Annotated in this window: 19 protein-coding genes and 3 tRNA genes; 14 read left to right on the top strand and 8 right to left on the bottom strand. The window is 70.3% G+C overall.

What is annotated here, in order from left to right; translation table 11 throughout:
• Positions 1-218 precede the first annotated feature (218 nt).
• The 4 genes from VZF99_RS01325 (at position 219) to VZF99_RS01310 (ending at position 3100) form a co-directional block, all read left to right on the top strand.
• A complete protein-coding gene (locus VZF99_RS01325) occupies positions 219-563 on the top strand; it encodes a hypothetical protein (protein WP_407335503.1) in 345 nt (114 codons plus the stop codon).
• Between the two features lie 77 nt (positions 564-640).
• Positions 641-1531, top strand: coding sequence for an oxygenase MpaB family protein (locus tag VZF99_RS01320; RefSeq protein ID WP_271799150.1), 891 nt, complete (start codon positions 641-643; stop codon positions 1529-1531).
• Positions 1532-1754: 223 nt separating this feature from the next.
• Positions 1755-2099, top strand: a complete 345-nt coding sequence (locus tag VZF99_RS01315) for a PadR family transcriptional regulator (protein WP_069390443.1) — start codon at positions 1755-1757, stop codon at positions 2097-2099.
• On the top strand, positions 2099-3100 hold the full coding sequence (locus VZF99_RS01310) for an HAAS signaling domain-containing protein (RefSeq protein WP_407335502.1): 1002 nt from the start codon (positions 2099-2101) through the stop codon (positions 3098-3100). Before VZF99_RS01315 ends, VZF99_RS01310 begins: the two co-directional genes overlap by 1 nt.
• A gap of 59 nt (positions 3101-3159) precedes the next feature.
• Here the strand turns inward: VZF99_RS01310 and VZF99_RS01305 are convergent.
• Positions 3160-3232: transfer RNA gene (locus VZF99_RS01305), tRNA-Arg, on the bottom strand.
• A gap of 47 nt (positions 3233-3279) precedes the next feature.
• A tRNA-Ser gene (locus tag VZF99_RS01300) sits at positions 3280-3371 on the bottom strand.
• Positions 3372-3476: 105 nt separating this feature from the next.
• On the opposite strand from VZF99_RS01300, the gene VZF99_RS01295 reads away from it, so the two are divergent.
• From VZF99_RS01295 to VZF99_RS01285, 3 genes are all read left to right on the top strand, one after another.
• The gene (locus VZF99_RS01295) at positions 3477-4535 is read left to right on the top strand and encodes a pyridoxal phosphate-dependent aminotransferase (protein ID WP_407335501.1); all 1059 of its coding nucleotides are present in this window, start codon (positions 3477-3479) and stop codon (positions 4533-4535) included.
• Between the two features lie 122 nt (positions 4536-4657).
• Entirely contained in the window at positions 4658-6394 is a 1737-nt protein-coding gene (locus tag VZF99_RS01290; RefSeq protein WP_317469959.1) for a 5'-nucleotidase C-terminal domain-containing protein, read from the top strand.
• A 255-nt stretch (positions 6395-6649) separates the two neighbouring features.
• The gene (locus tag VZF99_RS01285) at positions 6650-7576 is read left to right on the top strand and encodes an alpha/beta hydrolase family protein (protein WP_407336157.1); all 927 of its coding nucleotides are present in this window, start codon (positions 6650-6652) and stop codon (positions 7574-7576) included.
• A 43-nt stretch (positions 7577-7619) separates the two neighbouring features.
• Here VZF99_RS01285 and VZF99_RS01280 read toward each other — a convergent pair.
• Positions 7620-7705 (bottom strand) — tRNA-Ser (locus VZF99_RS01280).
• Positions 7706-7845: 140 nt separating this feature from the next.
• Here VZF99_RS01280 and VZF99_RS01275 point away from each other — a divergent pair.
• Positions 7846-8886 (top strand): NAD(P)H-quinone oxidoreductase, encoded by a 1041-nt coding sequence (locus tag VZF99_RS01275; RefSeq protein WP_407335500.1) that lies wholly within the window; start codon positions 7846-7848, stop codon positions 8884-8886.
• Here VZF99_RS01275 and VZF99_RS01270 read toward each other — a convergent pair.
• The 4 genes from VZF99_RS01270 to VZF99_RS01255 form a co-directional block, all read right to left on the bottom strand.
• Positions 8873-9424: a PadR family transcriptional regulator gene (locus VZF99_RS01270; RefSeq protein WP_120284958.1), complete on the bottom strand. Its 552-nt coding sequence runs from the start codon at positions 9422-9424 to the stop codon at positions 8873-8875. The genes VZF99_RS01275 and VZF99_RS01270 overlap by 14 nt on opposite strands.
• A gap of 4 nt (positions 9425-9428) precedes the next feature.
• Complete coding sequence (locus VZF99_RS01265) at positions 9429-10409, bottom strand: nitronate monooxygenase family protein (RefSeq protein WP_070720092.1); 981 nt, start codon at positions 10407-10409, stop codon at positions 9429-9431.
• A 100-nt stretch (positions 10410-10509) separates the two neighbouring features.
• Positions 10510-11865, bottom strand: coding sequence for a polysaccharide pyruvyl transferase family protein (locus VZF99_RS01260; RefSeq protein WP_407335499.1), 1356 nt, complete (start codon positions 11863-11865; stop codon positions 10510-10512).
• Positions 11866-11957: 92 nt separating this feature from the next.
• Positions 11958-12974: an NADP-dependent oxidoreductase gene (locus tag VZF99_RS01255; RefSeq protein WP_154829350.1), complete on the bottom strand. Its 1017-nt coding sequence runs from the start codon at positions 12972-12974 to the stop codon at positions 11958-11960.
• Between the two features lie 66 nt (positions 12975-13040).
• Between VZF99_RS01255 and VZF99_RS01250 the strand changes: the two genes are divergently transcribed.
• The 4 genes from VZF99_RS01250 to VZF99_RS01235 all read left to right on the top strand — a co-directional run bounded on the left by VZF99_RS01250 (position 13041) and on the right by VZF99_RS01235 (position 16569).
• Positions 13041-13928 carry an ABC transporter permease gene (locus VZF99_RS01250; RefSeq protein ID WP_407335498.1) on the top strand — a complete coding sequence of 296 codons (888 nt, stop codon included), beginning with the start codon at positions 13041-13043 and terminating at the stop codon, positions 13926-13928.
• A gap of 12 nt (positions 13929-13940) precedes the next feature.
• Positions 13941-14759, top strand: a complete 819-nt coding sequence (locus tag VZF99_RS01245) for an ABC transporter ATP-binding protein (protein ID WP_120284966.1) — start codon at positions 13941-13943, stop codon at positions 14757-14759.
• Positions 14749-15870 carry a glycosyltransferase gene (locus VZF99_RS01240; protein ID WP_407335497.1) on the top strand — a complete coding sequence of 374 codons (1122 nt, stop codon included), beginning with the start codon at positions 14749-14751 and terminating at the stop codon, positions 15868-15870. The genes VZF99_RS01245 and VZF99_RS01240 overlap by 11 nt, the downstream gene beginning before the upstream one ends.
• Before the next feature lie 93 nt (positions 15871-15963).
• Positions 15964-16569, top strand: a complete 606-nt coding sequence (locus tag VZF99_RS01235) for a maleylpyruvate isomerase family mycothiol-dependent enzyme (RefSeq protein WP_120284968.1) — start codon at positions 15964-15966, stop codon at positions 16567-16569.
• On the opposite strand, the gene VZF99_RS01230 is transcribed toward VZF99_RS01235, so the two are convergent.
• Positions 16556-16747, bottom strand: coding sequence for a ferredoxin (locus VZF99_RS01230; RefSeq protein WP_007633389.1), 192 nt, complete (start codon positions 16745-16747; stop codon positions 16556-16558). The two genes, VZF99_RS01235 and VZF99_RS01230, sit on opposite strands and share 14 nt — an antisense overlap.
• A gap of 149 nt (positions 16748-16896) precedes the next feature.
• Between VZF99_RS01230 and VZF99_RS01225 the strand changes: the two genes are divergently transcribed.
• Positions 16897-17370, top strand: a complete 474-nt coding sequence (locus VZF99_RS01225) for a DUF4442 domain-containing protein (RefSeq protein WP_363425374.1) — start codon at positions 16897-16899, stop codon at positions 17368-17370.
• Between the two features lie 94 nt (positions 17371-17464).
• The gene (locus VZF99_RS01220) at positions 17465-18664 is read left to right on the top strand and encodes a TerC/Alx family metal homeostasis membrane protein (RefSeq protein ID WP_407335496.1); all 1200 of its coding nucleotides are present in this window, start codon (positions 17465-17467) and stop codon (positions 18662-18664) included.
• Positions 18665-18668: the final 4 nt, after the last annotated feature.

Below are 18668 nucleotides of genomic sequence, written 5' to 3'. Positions count from 1 at the left end.
CCCACCCCCGGCCCGTGGCCGTTCACCCCTCCGCACTCACTCCTCTGAGCTCACCCCTCCGCGTCGACGATCACCGTCCCGGCCTCGAGCCGGGTGTCCGTGGGGCCGCCACCGCCTCCTCGAGCGACGACGGCGCGCGGTCAGAGGTCGGACTGTGGTTTCTATCGCGGCTCCGGGACGGGCCACACTCGTCGGGCGTGGGAGAGGCGGTCGGGTCCATGGGATTCGCACTCGCGGTCATCGGGGTGTGCACGCTGATCGGCGGGACGCGGCTGCGGTGGCTGTTCTGGCCGGTACGGGTGCTGGGCGCGATGCCCCTGACCGCGTACACCGCACATCTCCTCGTCTGGGCGGCGTGGATCGCCATCTCGCGCGCCGAGGGCCGACACTTCGACCCGATGGACGACCTCCGCGCACTGGACCCATTCTGGCCGATGGCCCTCGGGGGGACGGCCGGGTGCGCCCTCTGGGCGGTGGTCGTCGGGCGAGGCCCCCTCGAGACAGCCGTCTCGCGGCTCGCGGTCGCAGGCCTTCCTCACCGTCTGCGTCGGCACGGAGTATGAAGGACTTATTATCGACGGTGTTGGTCGGGCGCTCACCGACCGACACTCCCCGATCCACCTAACCCGAAGGTGACTCCATGACCGACACCCGCGTGCCCCTGCGGCTCTCCGACGCCCCTCGCTCCGACGACGGCTACTACGGCCCCGACAGCATCTCCTGGCGGGTGTTCTCGGACCCGGCCTCGGGGCTCGGCGCGAAGAACGCGCTCTTCCTCCAGATGCTCGAACCGGGCATGATGACCCACTTCGATCGGGTCTCGCTGACCAGCGAGGGCGCCGATGAGATGGCCGCCCGGTTCGACCGCACGGCCGCCTACCTACGGGACTCGGTCTTCGCCGACACCGCCCACGCGGACGCGGCGGCCAAGCGCGTCGACCACCTCCACGAGATGGCGACCTGGACCAACCCGGAGACCGGAGAGGTGGAGGAGGCCAAGCAGCCGGAATGGATGCGGTGGACGTGGTGGACGTACATCTGGTCGGCCGTCCGGGGCTACCAGGAGTTCGGCCCGGGCCTGAGCACCGCGGACGCGGACCGCCTGGTGGTGGAGTCCCACATCGGCGCGGACAAACTGCACGTCCCCGGCCCGCACCTCGAGACCTTCGCAGAGGTCGACCAGTACGTCACCGAGGGCCTCGACACCAAGGCGTTGACCATCTTCGCCGCGATGGCCGGCCACTCGCTCCGGCACCCGGACGTGAAGGGCCCGGTGGCCAGGTGGGTCACCCGCCAGATCCTCAACGGCGTGCTGTCGCTGCTCCCTGATCAGGCCAAGCTGTTCTTCGCCGTGGAGGACCGCAGCGCCAAGGAGTTCGCCCGCGGGGCCCGGTTCACCAAGCTCGTCGCCACACTCGCGCGGAAGAACCGGACCGCCGAGGACCTCATCGCGCAGGCGATCGGTGAGTCCGTCGCGGCCCCCTACCAGCGGGTGCGGGTCAAGAAGGCCAAGGCCTCGCCGGCTTCCTGACGCGTCGACCGCGAGATCCCACACAGGCCCGACCCCGGCAGTGCGCCGGGCCGCGGCCTCCCGACCTGCGGTGCCCTGCACACGGTCCGCAGGGCACCGCAGGTCAGGGCCGGTCAGGGCCGGTCGATGGCGGAGTGTCGCGGTGCAGCGGGTGGAGCGAGAGGGCCCGCGCCGAGGCTGTGCGCCATTTACATAGTGTGTGCCACACACTAAGGTGTGCCGCATGGGCGACGACGCGGACGCGGCACTGGGCACCCACCTGCAGGAGCTCCGGCGCGGGTCGGTCGTCCTGGCGAGTCTGCTGGCCTGCCGGACGCCCAGGTACGGGTACGCCCTGCTCACCACGCTGGCCGAGGCGGGAATCGCCACCGAGGCCAACACCCTCTACCCATTGCTGCGCCGCCTCGAGGGACAGGGCTTGCTCACCTCGACGTGGCGGACCGAGGAGCCCAGGCCCCGCAAGTACTACGAGACCACCGCGCTCGGCACCGAGACCGCCGAGCGCCTGCACGCCGAGTGGCTGGCATTGGGTGCCGGCTACACCGATCTGCGGAAGGCGGACGCGTGATGTCCACACTGACCGATCGCTACATCTCCGAGGTGGTCCGCCACCTCCCCGAAGACCAGCGCGGCGACATCTCCTCGGAGATCGCCGCGACCATCGCCGACATGGTCGCCGCCGAACCCGACGCCGTGAACGACGCCAGCGGGACCGAGCCGGCCGGGACCGCCGACCGCGATTCCGCCGAGCGCGCCGTCCTGGTGCGACTGGGCGACCCGGCCGAACTCGCTCGCCGCTATGCCGGCGCCCACCAGTACCTCGTGGGGCCGGAGGTCTACCCGGTCTGGGCTCGGGTACTGCGGTGGCTCCTGCCCGTCGTGGGTGTCATCGCCGCCCTGGCCGGCAGCATCCTCTACGTCTCGACCACCGCGGAGCCGGAGCTCGGCGGTCTCATCGGCCAACTCGTCAGCTCCGTCGCCGCCGCCCTGCTCTGGGCCTTCGCGGCCTGGACGCTCGTGGTGGTGATCATCGAGCGGACGACCCCGGAGGGCGAACGCAATCCGTTGACCCTGACCCCCACCTGGGACCCGGCGCACCTCGACGGGCCCCGTGGCGGGGCGGACACCCGCGTCGACGCGGTCGTGTCGCTGGTGATGCTGGCCATCCTGGTCGCGGTGCCGTTCGTCCCGTCGACGTTCCTGTACATCGGCCATCTCAACGGCGGCGAACCGCTCGTGAACCCCGCCATCCCCACCAGGTGGTTCACGGGGTACGTGCTGCTGATCGGAGCGCTGGCGCTCGTCCAGGTGTGGCGCCTGGTGAGGCCGGGCAGGTCACCGGCGCGGCTCGGCATCGACGTGGTGGTCGACGTTGTCTTCGGCGTCTTCCTCACGGTCCTGGTGCTGAGCCACGACTCGGTGATCCACCCCGATCTCGTCCCGGACGACGGCGGCACGGCGACCACCGCGATCCGCTGGAGCATCATCGCCACGATCTGGGTGATCGTGGTCTGGGATCAGATCGAGACCCTGCGCGCATACCGGCGGGGGGCCGCGAACGCCGCGTGAACACCGCAGGCCGGAAATGGCGAACGCCCCCGTCCGCGTGGACGGGGGCGTTCCTTCTGTGCGCCCGAAGGGACTCGAACCCCTAACCTCTTGATCCGTAGTCAAGTGCTCTATCCATTGAGCTACGGGCGCAGTATTCTTCTGTCGTGCCAGCTATCCGGTCACCCGGATCCCCGGCATGGCGGAGGCGAGAGGATTTGAACCTCCGGTCCCCTTTGAGGAGGACAACTCATTAGCAGTGAGTCCCATTCGGCCGCTCTGGCACGCCTCCTGGAGGCTCTGCTGAGCCAACGAGGAATTACAGTACACACAGGCCGGGCCGGTGCGCAAAACGGCCGGACACCGGGCCCGCAGGGGGTGGTCCTACCCTGTAGTCATGTCCCCCGACGTGCGCAGCGACCTCGACGCCATCCCCGCCTACATTCCGGGCGCCTCCGTGCCGGGCGCGGTCAAACTCGCGTCCAACGAGACCACCGCGGGCCCGCTGCCGAGCGTGGCGGCGGCCATCGCCGAGGCCGCGGCGGGCGCCAATCGCTACCCGGACATCACCGCCGGCGCGCTCGTCGACCGGCTCGCGGACTTCCTCGACGTGCCCACCGGGAACGTCACCGCCGGCTGCGGCTCGGTCGCCCTGTGCCAGCAACTGGTCCAGGCGGTGTGTGCACCGGGCGACGAGGTGGTCTTCGGCTGGCGCTCCTTCGAGGCGTACCCGATCATCGCCCGCATCGCCCACGCGGTCCCGATCGCGGTCCCCAACCGGGACGACGGGTCGCTGGACCTCGACGCGATCGTCGCCACCGTCACCGACCGGACCCGGCTGATCTTCGTCTGCACGCCCAACAACCCGACCGGCCCGGCGGTGACCCGCGCCGAACTCCTCGCTTTTCTCGACCGCGTCCCCGAACGGGTCACCGTGGCGCTGGACGAGGCCTACTACGAGTACATGCGATCCGAGGACCCGGTGGACGGCGTCGCCGAGGCGATGTCGCGGCCCAACGTGGTCTCGCTGCGCACCTTCTCCAAGGCCTACGGTCTGGCCGGCCTCCGTGTCGGCTACCTCGTCGGACCCGCCGAACTGGTGGTACCGGTGGCGAAGATGGTCGTCCCGTTCTCGGTGAGCTCCCTGGCGCAGGCCGCCGGAATCGCCTGCCTCGAGGCCGGGGACGAACTGCGGGCCCGCACCGACGCGGTCGTCGCCGAGCGCTCCCGCGTACGGGCTTCCCTGCTCGACATGGGGCACGCGGTCCCGGACACCCAGGCGAACTTCGTCTGGCTACCCCTCGGGGACGCCGCGGCTGATTTCGACGCCCACTGCCGCGAGCACCTGGTCGTCACCCGGTGTTTCGCCAGCGACGGAGTGCGGGTGTCCATCGGGGATCCCGAGGAAAACGACCGATTCCTCACTGCCGCCTGGCATTTCGTGACCAGAACGTAATGCTTCCGGCGGGGTCCCGTGACATCGCGAGGGCAGCATGGGCCGGGTTTGGGAGAGCAGGTCACGATCTCGCGATCCCCGGATCGCGGAACGTGCGAGCCCCCGCCCCCCTAGGAGACGATGTGCAGCAGAAGAGTTCATGGCACGAGGTGAACTCCGCAGCTATCCACACGTCCATAACGGGCCGCGTCGGGCCGGTCGCTTTCGCGCTGTTCGCGGCCGTGGTCCTCGTCGCAACCCTCGCCTCCCCTCCGCGTGCCGACGCGCAGACCAGCAGTCCCTGGAGCCCGGCGGCGGAGACCCGGTCGGTCCGCATCCTGGGGATCGGGGAGTTCTCCGGTGCGCTGTCCCGGCCCGTGGGGTTCCAGGGCGAGCTCCGTGACGGCTCGGGCAACGTCCGCCCCGCCGGTGGCGGGCCACACCTCGCGGCCACGGTCGGAAAGTTGCGCGACCAGGCCGAGGATTCACTGCTGTTCGCCACCGGCGACTCGATCGGCGGGACCGCCCCCGAGGCCGCGTTGCTGGGTGACCGAGCGACCATCGAGTACTTCAACCGGCTCGGTGTGGACGGGGCCGGCGTGGGACGACGCGAACTCGAGAAGGGCGCCGACCACGTCCGATCCCTGGTCACGCCGGGGTGCGCGACCGAGCGGGATTGCCGCGTCGATCCCCCGCTCCCGCCGTTCCGTGGGGCGGCGTTCCCGTTCCTGGCATCCAACGCCATCCCGTCGCCCGATTCGGCCCCCACCTTCCCCTTCGCGATCCACCGAGTCGGTGACGTCCGGGTGGGGGTCGTGGCGGTGACTTCCCCGTCGACGTCCGTCCCGGAGACGACCACGCGGTTGACCGACCCCCTCCGCGCGATCGACGAGACCGTGGAGTCACTGCGGTTCCTGGGCGTGGAGGCGATCGTCGCCATGGTCCAGTCCGACGCCGTCCACGACAATCTCGATCCGGCGGCCTGCCCCGACGAGCTCACCGAGTTGGACCTGGTCAAGCAGCTCAACCCCGCCGTGGACGCCCTGATCGTGGGAGCCTCCGGCGGCCCGGCCACCTGCCGTGTCTTCGACTCGGACAACGACGAGCGCGTCGTCGTGGCCCCCGCGTCCCACGGCCGGTCCGTCACCGTCGTCGACCTGGCGGTCGACCCCTCCACTGGCGACGTGATCCGGCCCCAGACGTCGGTGTTCAACCAGACGGTCAACCTCGACATAGAACCCGACGCCGGGACCGAGGAGCTCGTACGCCAGGCCCAGGCCGCTGCGGCACCGCAAGCCCGCGAGGTCATCGGAACCGCCGACGAGACCATCGAGCGGGCCATGGATGCGAACGGCGAGTCACCACTGGCGGACCTCATCGCGGACGGCCAGCTTCACGCCGCCCGGGGTCGGGGCGCCGAGCTGGCCCTGTCCAACCCGGACTCCCTGCGCACCGACCTCCCCGCCGGGCCCCTCGACTACGCCGACCTGCACACCGTGCAGCCCTACGGGGATCGCCTCTACCTGGTCACCGTGACCGGGGAGGAACTCCGCGCGGCCTTCGACCACTTCGCCGACGACATCGGCCGCAACGGCCCCGCGGTCTCGTCGAACGTGCGCTATACCGTCGACCTGCGCCGCCCGCCCGGAGCCCGGGTGTCAGAGATCGTGGTCGACGACGAGCCCGTCGACCCCCGGCGCGAGTACACCGTCGTGGTGAACGAGTTCCTCTCTTCCCCCGAGTGGGACGGCTCGGTCCTGGCCGAACGCGGCGACCGCCGCGAGGCCGGGGTGACCGATCTCGACGCACTGCGTCGCTACGTGGCCGAGGAGGGCCCGCTGAGCGCCCCCGAGACCGGCCGGATCAGCGTCGTCGGCTGACACGACCCGACAGTCGCACCGGCTGGCCGCGTGCCGTGCTCGGCACGGCACGCCGGGGGCCGACACGGGGGGCACCTCTCAGCACCGCGGGCCTGGCAAAGAGTAAGATCAGCTTCACTCTCCGCGATTCCGGACGACCCCGCCCCAGTGCACCGTGCCCACCCAAGGAGAAAAAGGTACTCCGCCTTATCGACTCCTGAGGAAGTGGTGGCCATGTCGTCGCGAAGACCCGTCGTGGGACCGGGGCACGTCCTCATGCGTGGCGCGGCCCTGGTGGGCGGCGCACTCACCCTTGTCGGCTGCATGACGACGACCGCCATTCCGCAGGTGGACCCGACCTATGCGGGAACCGTCCGACTGGACGAGGTCACGGTCCAGCGCTTCGAATACCCGACCCGGGATTCCGACGCCGATCCCGAACAGAACTGGGCGGACCTGTACCTGCCGTCCGGGGCGAAGGAGGTCGACACCATCCCGCTCGCGGTCCTCATCCACGGAGGGGCGTGGCAGAACCAGCTGGGTGCGGACATCTTCGACCCCCTGGCGCGCGAATTGGCGAGCCGCGGAATGGCGGTCTACAACGTGGAGTACCGCCGGTCCGGGTCCGGCGGCGGCTGGCCCGTCACATTCCGGGACATCGCGGACGCGCTCGACCACGTGGTCGAGGTGGACCGGCGCTTCCCCCAGATCACGACCGATGACGAAGTGGTGGTGGGCCACAGCGCGGGCGCGCAACTCGCCGTGTGGGGCGGCACCCGCCACCTGCTCGAGGACGACGAGGTGGGCGCCGAGCCCGCGTTCCGGCCCACGCGCGTGATCTCGATCGCCGGACCACTGGACATGGTCTATGCAGCGAACCACGGGGACGACAGGATCGTCACGGCGATCGGCGGGACGCCCTCCGAGTTCCCGTGGCAGTACGCGTCGGTGGACCCCATCCAGAACATCGACACCGGCACACCGGTCGTCGCGATCCACGGCAACCGGGACGCGACCGTCTCGGCGGAGAACTCCCGGCGCTACGTCGACGAGGTCACCCGCCGGGGAGGACGCGCCAAACTGGTCCTGCTCGAGGGTGAGGACCACGTCTCGATCGTCTCGGGAAAGTCCCGCTCGTACCCGCGGGTGCTCGAGATCATCCGCTACGTCGCGGCAGCGGACCTGCAGGAGACGACCGCCTGAGCCGGCCCTGCCTCGACTCGGGCCCGCGCGGATCGGACCTGGGCGGAAGTGGAGGGATTTGAACCCCCGGTGCTGTTTAGGCACGCTCGCTTTCAAGGCGAGTGCATTCGGCCGCTCTGCCACACTTCCCCGCCGCCTGCCGCGACACGCACGACCGCGTGGTTCCACGTGGAACCCGCGTTGACGACGCCGTTCATCGTAGTGGACCGCCGGCGTGCGCACCCAGCCCACCTGCCCTCGGGCCTCCATCCCGGCTACCGTCGGAGGACATGAAGGCAATCGCATATGACAACGGCCCCGACACCCTGCGCCTGACCGAGGTCGACGACCCGGTCGCCTCCGCCGGCGAGGTACTCATCGATGTCGCGGCCTCCGCGGTGAACCGGGCCGACCTGCTGCAGTCCAGGGGCCACTACCCGCCGCCTCCCGGCGCCTCCGAGATCCTCGGCCTCGAGTGCTCGGGCCGCATCGCCGCGGTCGGCGAGGGCGTGGAGGGCCTGGCGGTGGGCGACGAGGTGTGCGCGCTACTGGCCGGCGGCGGGTACGCGGAGAAGGTCGCCGTCCCGGCCGGTCAGGTCATGCCGGTCCCCGCCGGGGTCTCGCTCCACGAGGCCGCGTCCCTCCCGGAGGTGGCGTGCACCGTGTGGTCGAACCTGGCCATGACGGGAGGGCTCGGCCGCGGCGTCCTGGCCGCGCAGGCCCGATGGGGCGACACGGACCTCGGTGCCCCGCGTGTGCTGATCCACGGCGGCGCCGGCGGCATCGGCTCGCACGCGATCCAGGTGTGCCGCGCCCTCGGGGCCCGCGTGGCCACCACCGCGGGCGGGCCGGAGAAGGTGCAGATGTGCCGCGAACTGGGCGCGGACCTGGTGATCGACTACCGGAACGAGGACTTCGTCGAACGAGTCAGGGACTGGACCGACGACGACGAGCGCGGCCGCGGCGTCGACCTGATCCTGGACGTGATGGGCGCGAAATACCTCGAGAAGAACATCGCGTCCCTGGCGACGGACGGTCGCGTCATCGTCATCGGCCTCCAGGGCGGGGTCAAGGGTGAGCTCAACCTGGGCCGGTTGCTGCCCAAGCGTGCCGGCATCCTCGCGACCAACCTCCGGGCCCGACCCGCGGACGGCCCCGGCGGCAAGACCGGCATCTGCCGGGAGGTCGTCGACCAGGTGTGGCCGATGGTCGCAGCAGGGGACGTCACCACCCGGGTCTCCCGCGAGATCCCGCTCGACCGGGCCGCAGACGCACTGGCCCTGCTGGAGTCGGGCGAGAGCCACGGCAAGATCCTGCTCACGGTCGACTGAGGCGATCCAGCAGGTCGAGGGTCTCGTCGCACCAGCCCACCCACGCCTGCTCCGCCTGGATGCCCAACTTGAGCACCTGGTGTTGGAGCGCACCCCGGACCTCGACGGGGTCGCGGTCCGCGAAGTCCTGCTCCTCGATCCCCCGGTACCGCCGCAGGTTCTCCACCCGCTGGCGGCGGTGGTACCCGAGGGCCCGCCGAAGGTCGTCCACCCTGCCCGTGGCCGCGGCCGCGCGGACACGGACCGCGAGGCTCGAGCGCATCGGTTCGGGCTCGTCGTCCTCCCCGATCCACTCCACCAGCAGGTCCCGGCCGGTGTCGGCGACGGCGAACCTCCTGGGTTGTCCCCGCCGCGGCGGTCCCTGCTGCGGCAGCTCGCGGATGAGGCCCGCGGACGCCAGCCGATCGAGCTCGCGATAGATCTGCTGGTGGGTCGCGGGCCAGAAGTACCCGATCGACTTGTCGAACCGGCGGGCGAGTTCGATGCCGCTGCCCTCCCGCTCGGTGAGGGAAGTGAGGATCGCGAACTTCAGCGACATCGGGTCAGCGGGTCGCGGGCAGACCCGCGGTGAGGGCCGCCACCGCGTCGTCGTACTCGGACCGCAGCCGCTCGACCAGCTCGCGGACGGGCCCGACCGAGTCCACCGCGCCCACGCCCTGACCGGCGCCCCAGATGTCGCGCCACGCCTTGGAGTCGGTGGTCCCCCCGGAGCCGAAGTCCATGGCCGAGGGATCGGACTCGGGCAGATCGTCGGGGTTCAGGCCGGCGGCCTCGATACTGCCCCGCAGGTAGTTTCCGTGGATACCGGTGAAGAGGTTGCTGTAGACGATGTCGCCGGCGCCGCTGTCGACGATCATCTGCTTGTAGGCGTCGGTGGCGCGGGACTCCTCGGTCGCGAGGAACGCCGAACCCACGTAGGCGAGGTCGGCACCGGCCGCCTGCGCGGCGAGGATCGAGCGACCGTGGGCGATGGCCCCGGACAGCAGCAGCGGGCCGTCGAACCACTCGCGGATCTCGCTGATCAGCGCGAACGGAGACTGGGTGCCGGCGTGTCCCCCGGCGCCCGCGGCGACCGCGACGAGCCCGTCCGCCCCCTTCTCGACGGCCTTGCGGGCGAACCGGTCGTTGATCACGTCATGCAGGACGATGCCGCCGTACGAATGGACGGCCTCGTTGACCTCCTCGCGCGCGCCGAGGGAGGTGATGACGATCGGCACCTCGTGCTCGACAACGGTGGCCAGGTCCTGCTCGAGCCGATCATTGGAGCGATGCACGATCTGGTTGACCGCGAACGGGGCGACGTACCGGTCGGGATTCGCGGCGGCGAACGCCTCATTGCTCTCCCTGACCTGCTCGATCCACTCGGCCAGCGCCGACTGCGGCCGCGCGTTGAGCGCCGGGAACGACCCGATCACCCCCGCCTGACACTGCGCGGCCACCAGCTCGGGGCCGGAGTAGATGAACATCGGCGAGGCGACCACCGGGACGGTGAGCGGGCCGGCGAGCACGGAGGGAAGGGCCATGAGCAGTCCTTTTCGGAGGCGGGCGGAGCAGACTTCTCCCCTGATCGTACGGTCGCGCCAGCCTTCATGCAACTAGTTGCACAAAGCGGTTGTGCAGCGTTCAGCGGCCGGGCCGGTAGATCTCCAGTGCGAGGAGCTCCGCGCCCTCCACCAGCTCGGCGACCGTGGCCGGATCGATGCCACCCGCGGCGGGCACCCCGGAGACGACGGTGCGCGGACCGTCGTCGGCTGCCACGGAACTCCACTGCGATCCGGCCGCGAGCAGCGACGCGTGCTTGACGTCGTAGTAGGCCGACCCCGACCGCAGCGCCACCCCGGAGGCCCCGCGGGCCGCCGCGAAGAGATGCGGATGGAAACGGGTGGTCAACCAGACCTGCCCCGGCCGGGCGGGCAGACCCGTGGCCCACAGTTCCTGGAACGGCACGAAACGCGCGCGGGGCAACCGCAGGTCAGCCAGGGCGCGGCCCACCTCGTCGTCGTCGCCGTCGTATCCACCCTGTCCACCGTCGGCGCCGGACGCGGCCGCCGCGCGCGCACACACCCTGTCCCACACCACCCGGTCCCCACCGGGGATCGACTCGACGACGGTGATCCGCTCGCCCGGCACCGCCCACGCGGCGAGGATCCGCGCGACGGTGGCGGCGAGGACCTCCGGCTCCACCAGGTCAGACTGGGCGCACAGCACCAGGTCGCGGCACGCGTCCGGGTCGGACGAGTAGACCGGGTGGTCGCCGGCCTCGACGCCACCCGCCGCCGACAGGGCGAGCCAGCCGTCGTCGGCCACGTGGCGGACCGGCACCCCCGTGCCCGCGAGGAGCTCGAACGAGTCGGCGTCACGGACGGTGACCAGGTCGTAGTCACGCAACGCCCCCGCCAACCGTCCGGCGTCCCCGCACGGCACGAACCCCTGACCGGTGGCCACCACGCGCGCGCCCGCCGCCCGGCCGGCCTCCCCCGCCGCCGCGACCACGCCCAGGTGGTGCGGCCACAGGTCGTTGACGAAGCCGCCGCCGATGAGGTGGACCACAGACGCGCTGCGCAGCAGGTCAATGCCCGTGGCCAGCGCCGGACGCAGCCCGGGGTCGCCCACCGCGGCGCGACAGAACCCGATCGCCTCGTCGGTGCCGGTGTGCTCGGAGGCCAGGCGCCACAGGGTGTCGGTGAAGAGCACGTCCGGGTGCTCGGAATGGTGCAGCACCGCCGCCTGGCCGGGCGTGTGGCAGTCCACCACCACGGGCGTTCCGGGCAGCGCGTGCCGCAGGTAGCGCAGCCACCCCGCCAACAGCTGCTCGTCGCCGTGGTTGGGGTGACCGGCCGGAGCCACGAGGTACACGGGCCGCTGGCCCTCCCGCGGCCGGCCCCACCGGGCGTCCGCGGTGGCGCGCACGGCATCGAGCCGGCGACGGGCCCGTCGTCTCAGGCGGGCGGCGGGCGCGGCCCGGCGAGTCGGCGTCATGACGTCAACCCTGCCGCACCCCCGTGGGGCCCCGCCGCCCGGGTCAGACCGCCGACGGCCGCCGGACCGGACTGGGGGTCAGATCGGTGGGATCAGATCCGCACGAGCATCTTGCCCACGTTCGCGCCCTTCATCAGATCGAGGAACGCGTCGACCGAGTTGTCGATGCCGTCGACGACGGTCTCGTCGAACACGATCTCGCCCGAGGCGACCCACGGGCCGACCTTCTCCGCGAACTCCTTGAACAGGTGCATGTACTTGTTCACCGTGAAGCCCTGCAGGGTGAGGCCGCGGGTGATGGCGTGCCACATGTTGTCCGGCCCCGGCGCACGCTCGGTGGCGTTGTACGAACTGATCGCGCCGCACAGGGCCAGTCGGCCCCCGTCGTTCATCAGGTCGAGCGCGGCCTCGAGGTGGTCACCGCCCACGTTGTCGAAGTAGACGTCGATACCCTCACCGTCGCGGGCCCCGAAGTGCCCCCGCAGGAGCTCACGGACCGAGCCGTCCTTGTAATTGATCGCGGCGTCGAAGCCATAGCGCTCCGTGCACGTGGCGACCTTCTCCGCGCTGCCGGCCGAGCCGATGATCTTGGACGCGCCCTCGAGCCTGGCGATCTGGCCCACCGCGGAGCCGACGGAACCCGCCGCACCCGAGACGAACACCGACTCGCCCGCCCGGAACCGTCCGATGTGCATGAGTCCCACGTACGCCGTGAGCCCGGTGGTGCCGAGGATGCCCAGGTACGCCGAGACCGGCACGCCGTCGATCTCCTCCACCACGCGGAACTGCCGACCGTCGGCCTGCGCGACGTCGCGCCACCCCAGGTCGTGCAGGACCACCGCACCGACGGGGTGGGCGCCGGACCGCGACTCGACGACGCGCCCCACCGCGGCACCGGTCATGGTCTCGTCGAGCTCGAACGGCGGGATGTAGGAGCGCCCCTCGTTCATGCGGCCGCGCATGTAGGGGTCCACGGAGACGTACTCGTTGGCCACCCGCACCTCGCCCTCGGCGAGCTCGGGCAGGTCGACGGTGACCGTGCGGAAGTTGTCGTGGGTCGGCCATCCACGTGGGCGGCTGGCGAGCTGGATCTGCGTACTGGTCGTCATCTCTACTGTCTACGCGCACTCGCTGCGGGGCTGCCACCGCCGGCCGCTCTAGTAGGCTTCCCGATCGTGCAGGACCAGTCCCTTCCCGATCCCACCTCGGCGACGCTCCCCGACGAGCGCGTGCGCGGCGAGATCGTCAACGACTCCCACACCTTCCGCCGGGCCGTCGCCGACCTGCGGCAGGGGCTCAGCCAGCGCGAGCTGTGGTTGTCCCTGGGATGGCAGGACATCAAACAGCGCTACCGGCGGTCCACGCTCGGACCCCTGTGGATCACCATCGCCACCGGTGTCATGGCCGTCGCGCTCGGCCTGCTGTACTCGATCCTCTTCCAGATCCCGCTCGCCGAGTTCCTCCCGCACGTCACCGTGGGCCTCATCATGTGGGGCTTCATCTCCGGGTGCATCAAGGAGGGCTCCGAGGTCTTCATCGCCAACGAGGGCCTCATCAAGCAGCTGCCCAGCGCGTTGAGCGTCCACGTCTACCGCCTGGTCTGGCGGCAGTTCCTGTTCCTGTGTCACAACCTGGTGATCTGGGTGGTGCTCATGCTGGTCTTCCCGCGCCCCCTGGGCTGGGACCTGCTGCTGTCCGTCCTGGGACTGGCGGTGCTCATGATCAACGGCGTCTGGGTGGCCATGCTGTTCGGCATCCTCGCCACCCGCTTCCGCGACATCGCGCCGCTGCTGGACTCGATGGTGCAGCTGCTGTTCTACATGACCCCCATCGTCTGGACCACGCAGACGCTTTACGAGCAGGGCGGGGAGATCGCCGAGCGGGCCCGGATCGCCGAGCTCAACCCGCTCTACCACTACCTCGAGATCGTCCGCGCCCCCATGCTCGGGGAACCCACCGCCGCCTATCACTGGTGGATCGTCCTGGGCTGCACCGCCGGCGGCCTGGTCCTCGCGTTCGTGGCCCTGCGCCAGTTCCGCTCCCGAGTCCCGTACTGGGTGTAGGAGATATATCCCATGAGCTCCGCTGTCCCCACGCCCGGCGGCGTGTCCATCGACTGCGTGGACGCCTGCGTCGACTTCCCGATCTTCGACGCCAAGTCGCGATCGCTCAAGAAGGCCGTGCTGGGATCCGCCGGCGGCGCGATCGGCCGGAACGCGTCCAACGTCGTCGTCGTCGAGGCCCTCAAGGACATCACCCTCTCCCTCCGCGAGGGCGACCGCATCGGGCTGGTCGGCCACAACGGGGCCGGCAAGTCCACGCTGCTGCGCCTGCTCTCCGGGATCTACGAGCCCACCCGCGGGGCGGCCCGGATCCGCGGTCGCGTGGCGCCGGTCTTCGACCTGGGCGTCGGCATGGACCCGGAGATCTCGGGCTACGAGAACATCATCATCCGCGGGCTGTTCCTCGGGCAGACGCGCAAGCAGATGAGGGCGAAGGTCGAGGAGATCGCCGACTTCACCGAGCTCGGCGAGTACCTCGACATGCCACTGCGCACCTACTCCACCGGCATGCGCGTCCGCCTGGCGATGGGGGTGGTGACCTCCATCGACCCCGAGATCCTGCTGCTCGACGAGGGCATCGGTGCCGTGGACGCGGAGTTCATGAAGAAGGCGCGGGTCAAGCTCGCCGAGCTGGTCTCCCGCTCCGGCATCCTCGTGTTCGCCTCACACTCCAACGAATTCCTCGCGCAGCTGTGCGACTCGGCCATGTGGGTCGACCACGGCCGGATCCGCCAGCGCGGCAGCATCGAGGAGATCGTCACCGCCTATGAGGGCCCCGAGGCCGGGCGCTCGATCGGCGAGTACATCGGCAGGATGCACCATGAGGACTGAGCGGCAGGGCGCGGGCCGCCCGGGCGGTGCGGGCGACTCGCCCGGGTCGGACGCCCCTGCGGTGATGGGCTCGGACCTGCGCGCCCAGAATGGTCCCGACACGCAGCACAACCCCGCCGGAAGCGAGCATTCCGCCAGCGCAACCCAGCGGGGCGGCGACGGGCGGCGCGTCGTGGCCGTGGTGGTCACGCACCGCCGGCTGAAGCAGCTGCGCGCCTCGCTCGAGGTGGTGTGCGGCCAGACCCGCCCGATCGACCACCTGGTGGTGATCGACAATGCCGACGAGCAGGCCGTGCGAGAACTGGTCGAAGCCCAGCCGGTCGAGGCCACGTACATCGGCTCGAAGCACAACCTGGGTGGCGCGGGCGGGTTCGCACTGGGGATGCTCCACGCCCTGGCCACCGGGGCGGACCTGGTGTGGTGCGCCGACGACGACGGCCGCCCCGAGGGGCCCGAGGTGCTGGCGACCCTGCTGGGCTGCATGGACCGCCACGGGCTGGCCGAGGTGTCGCCGGTGGTGTGCGACCTCGACGATCCCGACCGTCTGGCGTTCCCGCTGCGGCGCGGCCTGGTGTGGCGACGACACCGCTCCGAGCTGTTCACCGACGGCGGGGCCAGCGGGACGGGCGGGGCCGGTGGGACGGGCGGGCCCGCGGCACCGGCCGAGGACCTGCTGCCCGGCATCGCGTCGCTGTTCAACGGCGCGCTGTTCACCGCCGACTGCCTGGACCGGGTGGGCGTTCCGGATCTGCGGCTGTTCATCCGCGGCGACGAGGTGGAGATGCACCGCCGCCTGGTCCGCTCCGGCCAGCCTTTCGGCACCTGCCTGACCGCCGCCTACCTGCACCCGCAGGGCTCGGACGAGTTCAAGCCGATCCTCCGCGGCCGGATGCACACCCAGTTCCCCGACGACCCGGTCAAACGCCACTTCACCTACCGCAACCGCGGTTACGTGCTCACCCAGCCCGGCAACCGGCGACTCATCCCCCAGGAGATCCTGCGTTTCGGCTGGTACTTCCTCGTCTCGCGCCGCGATCCCGCCGGCTTCCGAGAGTGGCTGCGCCTGCAGCGGATGGGCGCCGGCGAGCGGTTCGACAAGCCCGGCGGCTGACCCACGAAATCCGCTACCGCGAATCCGGATCCGCTATGCCGATTGGACTCGCGGATCCGGAGGTGGAGTAGCGGATTTTGGCAGGATGGGTCCATGACCGACTGGATCGCCCTGCAGTCCCGCGCCGCCGACCTCTACGACGAGGTCCTGCCCGCCATCACCGACTGGGACGCCGCCACACCCTGCAGCGACTGGACGGCGCACGAGGTGCTGGCCCACGTGGTCGACGAGCAGTTGTGGGTGCCGGGGTTGCTGGCCGGCGGCACCGTCGACGAGGTGGCCGACGATCTGGAGGATCGCCTGCGTCTGCTCCACGAGGCGACCGGGCCGGAGCTGGTCACCGACTGGCACGCGATCCGCCCGCCGGTGGCGGCGGCGTGGCGGGGGACGCCGGACGACGACGAGGTGCACCTGTCCTACGGGCTGGCGCCCGCGAAGCACTACCTGGCGCAACAGGTGTTCGACCTCGCCGTCCACGCGTGGGATCTCGCCGTCTCCCAGCGGATCGACCTGCGGTGGGGCGACGAGCTCGACCGGGCCGTGCTTGAGTTCGTCCGGGCGGATCTCGCCGACAACCCGGCCCCGGAACTCTTCGATCCCCCGGTGCCCGGCTACGAGGGGCCGGACGTCCCCGCCCGGGACACGGCGCTGGCGCTGACCGGACGCGATCCGGGGGCGTGGCCCGTCAGGCCTCTCTGAGAGCAGCCATCGGGCACTTCGCGACGGCCTTCCGTGCCCGCTTCTCGTGCTCCTCGGGGACCTCGTCGACGATGACGCGCACCACCTCGTCGTCGTCCCCCAGCTCGAACACCGCGGGGGCGAGCCCGACGCACACCGCCTGGCCCTCGCACCGGTCCGGATCCACGATGATCCTCATGACGTGCCTCCTCGTCGTCGGCCACGATCGGTACCGTGGTCGGACACCTGAAGTTAGACAAATCAGTGCCTTTTGTCTAGAGAATTCGCGGTTTCGTCACCGGATCGCAGCCGCCCCGAACTGACCCGCCGGTAAGTTAAGCTCGCCCCGTGCCCAAGACGCTGCTGCACCGATACACCTCGAGCCCCCGGGCGTTCCCGGTCCTGGCCTCGCTCTATCCACCCCTGTTGGGCTCGGGGATCCGTATCCGCCACGTCGCGCCGGACTGGACCCGCGGGGAACTCGACATGCACGTGGCCCCGTGGACGGCCAACACCAACGGCACCGCGTTCGGTGGCGCGCTGTTCGCCGCCACCGACGTTCTCTACGGGGCGCTGCTGTCCGGGCAGCTCGGCACCGGTTACCAGGTGTGGACCAAGTCCGCGACGATCGACTTCCGCACCCCCGGCCGCGGCCGTCTGCGGTGCGTCGTGGAGGTCCCCCGCGTGGAGGCCGACTCCATCCGCGAGCAGCTGACCGCGCGGCCCCGGACGAGCATCGTCCACACGGCCCTGGTCACCGACGCCCGCGGCGGGACGGTCGTCGAGGCCCGGCACACGATGTCGATCCGCCGCAGGGGTTGACGGGCAGCGGCCGGAGACACTCGCCGGGGGGCTCCCGCGGCCGGACACGGGTAGGATAATCCGGTCCCAGGCCCTCCCCGGAAAGGAACCCCCGTTGGGAGCCACCCCGCTCGCATGGTCGTTGTCAGTCGGCCTCATCATCGCCCTGTTGCTGTTCGACTACTTCTTTCACGTGCGCAAGGAGCACATCCCCACCCTCAGGGAGTCGGCCATCTGGTCCGCGCTCTACGTGGGGATCGCCCTGGTCTTCGGCGGCGTGGTGTGGATCTTCGGCGGCACAGACATGGGCGTGGAGTACTTCGCCGGGTACATCACCGAGAAGGCGCTCTCGGTGGACAACCTGTTCGTGTTCCTGCTGCTGCTCACCAGTTTCAAGGTGCCGCGTGCGGGCCAGCAGAAGGCACTGCTGTTCGGCATCGTGTTCTCGATCATCGCGCGGACCGCGTTCATCTTCGTGGGCGCCGCGCTGCTCAACAAGTTCGCCGTCCTGTTCTACATCTTCGGCCTGTTCCTCATCGTCACCGCCGGACGTCTGCTGGCCGAGGACGACGAGGACGACGACGCCGACAACGTGGTGGTGCGCCTGGCCAAGCGATTCATCCCGGCCACCGACCACTACGACCACGACAAGCTGTTCACCATCGAGAACGGCAAGCGCGTCATGACGCCGATGATGATCGTCATGGTCGCCATCGGCGGCACCGACATCATGTTCGCGCTGGATTCGATCCCCGCGATCTTCGGTCTCACCCAGAACGTCTTTATCGTCTTCACCGCCACCACGTTCTCGCTGCTCGGCCTGCGCCAGCTGTACTTCCTGCTCGACGGCCTGCTCGACCGGCTCGTCTACCTCAAGTACGGGCTGGCCGCGATCCTCGGCTTCATCGGCGTCAAGCTCATCCTCCACGCCCTGCACGAGAACAACCTCCCGTTCATCAACGGTGGCGAGCACGTGGACGTGGTGGAGGTCCCCACGTTCCTCTCGCTGGGCATCATCGTTGGCGTGCTCGTGGTGACGGTCCTCGGCTCCCTGCTCAGCCCGGCCGGCAAGGCGCTCACGGTGCTCGGCAACCTCAAGCGACACTCGCTCGAATACCTCGACAAGGACTTCGTCGACGATCCGGTCGAGCGGGCGAAGCTGTGGGCGAAGATCGTCGAGAACGAGGACAAGCTCAAGGACATCGAGCGCAAGTACTTCGGCAGCGAGGGCGACGTGTGGGAGCTTGAGCAGCTCCTGCGGAGGGTCTGGGACGAGCAGGGCCGCTACGAGAAGGCGACCGACTACACCCGCTGACGCC

Source organism: Dietzia kunjamensis, assembly GCF_045689975.1.
GTDB classification, from domain to species: Bacteria; Actinomycetota; Actinomycetes; order Mycobacteriales; family Mycobacteriaceae; genus Dietzia; species Dietzia kunjamensis.
This window is presented reverse-complemented; position numbering and strand designations above follow the sequence as displayed.

Coding starts and splice junctions, on each gene's coding strand:
- VZF99_RS01235 (WP_120284968.1), top strand. CDS start 15,964: ATGACCGACTGGATCGCCCTGCAGTCCCGCGCCGCCGACCTCTACGAC.
- VZF99_RS01315 (WP_069390443.1), top strand. CDS start 1,755: ATGGGCGACGACGCGGACGCGGCACTGGGCACCCACCTGCAGGAGCTC.
- VZF99_RS01295 (WP_407335501.1), top strand. CDS start 3,477: ATGTCCCCCGACGTGCGCAGCGACCTCGACGCCATCCCCGCCTACATT.
- VZF99_RS01230 (WP_007633389.1), bottom strand. CDS start 16,747: ATGAGGATCATCGTGGATCCGGACCGGTGCGAGGGCCAGGCGGTGTGC.
- VZF99_RS01285 (WP_407336157.1), top strand. CDS start 6,650: ATGCGTGGCGCGGCCCTGGTGGGCGGCGCACTCACCCTTGTCGGCTGC.
- VZF99_RS01320 (WP_271799150.1), top strand. CDS start 641: ATGACCGACACCCGCGTGCCCCTGCGGCTCTCCGACGCCCCTCGCTCC.
- VZF99_RS01245 (WP_120284966.1), top strand. CDS start 13,941: ATGAGCTCCGCTGTCCCCACGCCCGGCGGCGTGTCCATCGACTGCGTG.
- VZF99_RS01325 (WP_407335503.1), top strand. CDS start 219: ATGGGATTCGCACTCGCGGTCATCGGGGTGTGCACGCTGATCGGCGGG.
- VZF99_RS01310 (WP_407335502.1), top strand. CDS start 2,099: ATGTCCACACTGACCGATCGCTACATCTCCGAGGTGGTCCGCCACCTC.
- VZF99_RS01265 (WP_070720092.1), bottom strand. CDS start 10,409: ATGGCCCTTCCCTCCGTGCTCGCCGGCCCGCTCACCGTCCCGGTGGTC.
- VZF99_RS01240 (WP_407335497.1), top strand. CDS start 14,749: ATGAGGACTGAGCGGCAGGGCGCGGGCCGCCCGGGCGGTGCGGGCGAC.
- VZF99_RS01255 (WP_154829350.1), bottom strand. CDS start 12,974: ATGACGACCAGTACGCAGATCCAGCTCGCCAGCCGCCCACGTGGATGG.
- VZF99_RS01275 (WP_407335500.1), top strand. CDS start 7,846: ATGAAGGCAATCGCATATGACAACGGCCCCGACACCCTGCGCCTGACC.
- VZF99_RS01270 (WP_120284958.1), bottom strand. CDS start 9,424: ATGTCGCTGAAGTTCGCGATCCTCACTTCCCTCACCGAGCGGGAGGGC.
- VZF99_RS01260 (WP_407335499.1), bottom strand. CDS start 11,865: ATGACGCCGACTCGCCGGGCCGCGCCCGCCGCCCGCCTGAGACGACGG.